Source organism: Pseudomonas sp. NBRC 111138, from assembly GCF_001320835.1.
Classification (GTDB): domain Bacteria; phylum Pseudomonadota; class Gammaproteobacteria; order Pseudomonadales; family Pseudomonadaceae; genus Aquipseudomonas; species Aquipseudomonas paracarnis.
Map to the genome: position 1 here is coordinate 1 of NZ_BCBO01000155.1, position 3539 is coordinate 3539.

The window sequence follows — 3539 nt, forward strand, 5'->3', positions numbered from 1 at the left end:
TTCCGGCGCTTTCAGCAACATTAAATAAGCTGCCGTTGAGGGAATTCGATACAAAGTGTTTCTGCATTTTTGCTATGGTGCAGCACATTTTCACAAGGATTGATCTTTATCCGCAGGATGCGGCGTCGACCTTTTCCAACGAGATGCTGTAGAAATGCCTGAACCAATACCTATCAAAGATCACGAAAAAGAAAACCGTTTGGTCAACAAACGTTTGTTTGCCTGCGCATTGCTGGTAATTGGGATCACGTGCGCCTTGGTGGGGCGTATGTATTTTTTGCAAGTCGTGCAGTACGACTACCACTCAACAATTTCGGAAAACAACCGGGTCCACGTACTGCCCATCACACCGACTCGCGGCTTGATCTATGACCGTAATGGTGTAGTCCTGGCCGACAACCGCCCGAGTTACAACTTGACCATCACCCGTGAGCGCACAGCCGACCTCAAGGGTGAACTGGACGAAATCGTCAATCTGCTGCATCTGCCAGCCGAAGACCGTGCGGTGTTTGATAAGGCGCTCAAGCAGGCCCGCCACCCGTTTGTTCCCGTCACGTTGTTCTACGAGTTGACCGAAGAGCAGATCGCCGTTTTGGCCGTCAACGAGTTCCGTCTACCTGGGGTGGACGTGGAACCACAATTCGTTCGCCACTACCCCCTGGGCGCGCACTTTGCCCATTCCATTGGCTACGTCGGTCGTATTAACGAAAAGGAATCCAAGACCCTTGATTCGGTGGAGTACCGCGGTACCCAATCTATCGGCAAAACCGGAATCGAGCGTTTTTACGAGTCTGAACTGCATGGCCATGTCGGTTATGAAGAGGTAGAGACCAACGCACAGGGCCGTGTGCTGCGCGTGCTCAAGCACACCGATCCGATCCCTGGCAAAAACATCGTCCTGAGCCTTGACGTCAAGCTACAGGAAGCTGCCGAAGAGGCCTTGGGTGACCGTCGTGGTTCGGTGGTCGCCCTGGACCCGCAGACCGGTGAAGTACTGGCTATGGTCAGTAAACCGAGTTTCGATCCGAACCTGTTTGTCACAGGCATTAGCTTCAAGGAGTACGCTGCGCTACACGACTCCATTGACCGACCGCTGTTCAACCGCGTGTTACGCGGGCTTTATGCGCCGGGCTCAACCATCAAGCCGGAAGTGGCCATCGCCGGTCTTGACAGTGGCGTTGTTACTCCACAAACCCGAGTGTTCGACCCGGGTTACTATCAGTTGCCAGACTTTGACCATAAATACCGCAACTGGAACCACAGTGGTGACGGCTGGGTGGACATGGACGCGGCCATCATGCGTTCCAACGACACTTACTTCTACGATCTGGCCCATAAACTCGGGATCGATCGCCTGCATGACTATCTGGCCGAGTTCGGCCTGGGTCAGAAAGTGTCCCTGGATATGTTCGAAGAGTCTGCCGGCTTAATGCCATCCCAGGCCTGGAAGCGTGCAACCCGACGCCAGCCGTGGTTCCCAGGCGAAACCGTGATCCTCGGCATTGGTCAAGGCTACATGCAAGTAACACCTCTGCAATTGGCCCAGGCCACTGCATTGATCGCCAACAAAGGCGTATGGAACCGACCGCACCTGGCCAAGACAATCAATGGTGTGCCACCGGTGGATGAGCACCCAATGCCCAACGTGATCCTCAAGGACCCGCGTGACTGGGAACAGGTCAACCATGGCATGCAATTGGTGATGCACGATCCCCGCGGTATCGCCCGAGCGGCAGCGCAAGGCGCGCAATACCGCATCGCCGGCAAGAGTGGTACCGCCCAGGTGGTGGCGATCAAGCAGGGTGAGCGCTACAACCGTAACAAGACGTTGGAGCGGCATCGCGATAACGCCTTGTTCGTCGGTTTCGCGCCGGCCGAACATCCGAAAATCGTGATTTCAGTCATGATCGAAAACGGTGAGGCCGGCGGCCGTGTAGCCGGGCCTGTGGTGCGACAGATCATGGATGCCTGGCTGCTCGACCAGGAAGGCCATCTCAAGCCGCAATATGCAGCGCCGGCCAAGGCGCCCGGCGATCCAAGGGTTTGACTCAAACCTCCCACTCATCCCAGCGTGCTACGCCGTCATAGGCCAGCCACGGTACTTCATGGGCCGTCCAGATATGCGAGGTGGGCCTGACGCCCGGATCATCATCCAGCGTCGCCACCCGCACGATCACGTGAGGCTGATGCCCACGTTCAGCGATCAGATGTGAGCCGCAGCGCGAGCAGAAATGTCTGAATTTGCCCGGTGAAGATTCAAATGACGACAGCAGCTCTTCACCCTGCGTCCAGCGAAAATGCTCACGCATCACCCCGGCCGTGGCAACAAATGCTGCCGCGTGTGCCTTGCGGCAGCTTTCGCAGTGGCAGTGGCTGATGGGCATGTCCAGGCTGTCCACTTGGTAGCGCACGCCTTTGCACAAGCAACTTCCATTCAGTGGGTCAGTCATAACCTATGGCCAGGCAAGGAGGGGGTCATCATCATCGCGCACAACGCAAGGTTGCGCATTGATTGATGTCGCCTACTGTTCAATGAAGGAGGTGACTTATGCACGTATTAGATCGCATCGAACGTAAAGTCCTGCTCAATGCGTCACGTAAACAGGTCTGGGAGGCTCTCACACAGGCCGAGCAATTTGGACACTGGTTCGGTATCGCGCTTAAGGGTAAAACTTTTGTGGCTGGGGAAACCATCGAAGCGCCGATTACCTATCCAGGTTATGAACATGTCGTATGGAAGGCCCGGATCGAACGTATCCTGCCCCAAACGCTGTTTTCCTTCTGGTGGCATCCTTTTGCAGTGGAAGAGGGCGTCGACTACGACAAAGAGGAGCCGACGCTGGTGGAGTTCACGATTGAAGATCGCGCTCCAGGCATTCTGTTGCGGGTCGTTGAGTCCGGTTTTGACAAGGTGCCCGAAGCGCGGCGTCAGAAAGCCTTCAAAATGAACTCCCGTGGCTGGGATGAGCAAATGGGCAATATCGAAAATTATCTGAGCAAGCCCCCAACAAGGTGATGGCGCACACCGGAGGGCAGTCTTCACTCCCCTAGGCAGACAGGCCGCTGACGGGCTCACAAAGTACGTTCAGCTCGATGCCTTTTCTTGATTTGCTGGCCTTCATGCACACAGCGGTCGGTGGTGGCGTTTGCACGGATGCCGAGTAGAATCACGCACTGAAAGCGATTCCTGAGGTGCGGTACGGTGGATTTACAGCAGGGTTTTGTCCTGACCCGGCATTGGCGCGATACCCCGGCGGGCACCGAGGTCAGCTTCTGGCTGGCCACCGATCAAGGACCACGGTGCATTCGCCTACCCGTGCAGACCTCGGTGGTTTTCATCCCAGAGGCCTATCGCAAGCCACTCGATTGGCTGCTCAAGGGGGAGCGCGATCTCGAGTTGCGCCCCTTGCAGCTATGCGACTTTCATCACCGCCCGGTTCTGGGCCTCTATGCGCGCCAGCACCGCCAGTTGATGGATATCGAGAAGCGCCTGCGTGCTGCCGGGGTCGATGTCTACGAAGGTGACGTGCGCCCTCCGG

At 56.5% G+C, this 3539-nt stretch carries 3 protein-coding genes and 1 pseudogene; 3 read left to right on the top strand and 1 reads right to left on the bottom strand.

Translation table 11 applies throughout. From position 1 onward, the window contains the following. Positions 1 to 154: 154 nt before the first annotated feature. Positions 155 to 2047, top strand: a complete 1893-nt coding sequence (gene mrdA / locus APH41_RS25475) for a penicillin-binding protein 2 (protein ID WP_054898205.1) — start codon at positions 155 to 157, stop codon at positions 2045 to 2047. A 1-nt stretch (position 2048) separates the two neighbouring features. Here mrdA and APH41_RS25480 read toward each other — a convergent pair whose 3' ends face one another. Continuing rightward, a complete protein-coding gene (locus APH41_RS25480) occupies positions 2049 to 2450 on the bottom strand; it encodes a GFA family protein (RefSeq protein WP_054898206.1) in 402 nt (133 codons plus the stop codon). Between the two features lie 98 nt (positions 2451 to 2548). Between APH41_RS25480 and APH41_RS25485 the strand changes: the two genes are divergently transcribed. Then, positions 2549 to 3016, top strand: a complete 468-nt coding sequence (locus tag APH41_RS25485; protein WP_054922225.1) for an SRPBCC family protein — start codon at positions 2549 to 2551, stop codon at positions 3014 to 3016. 186 nt (positions 3017 to 3202) lie between these two features. Beyond that, positions 3203 to 3539, top strand: a pseudogene (locus APH41_RS25490) (DNA polymerase II); the annotation flags it as partial.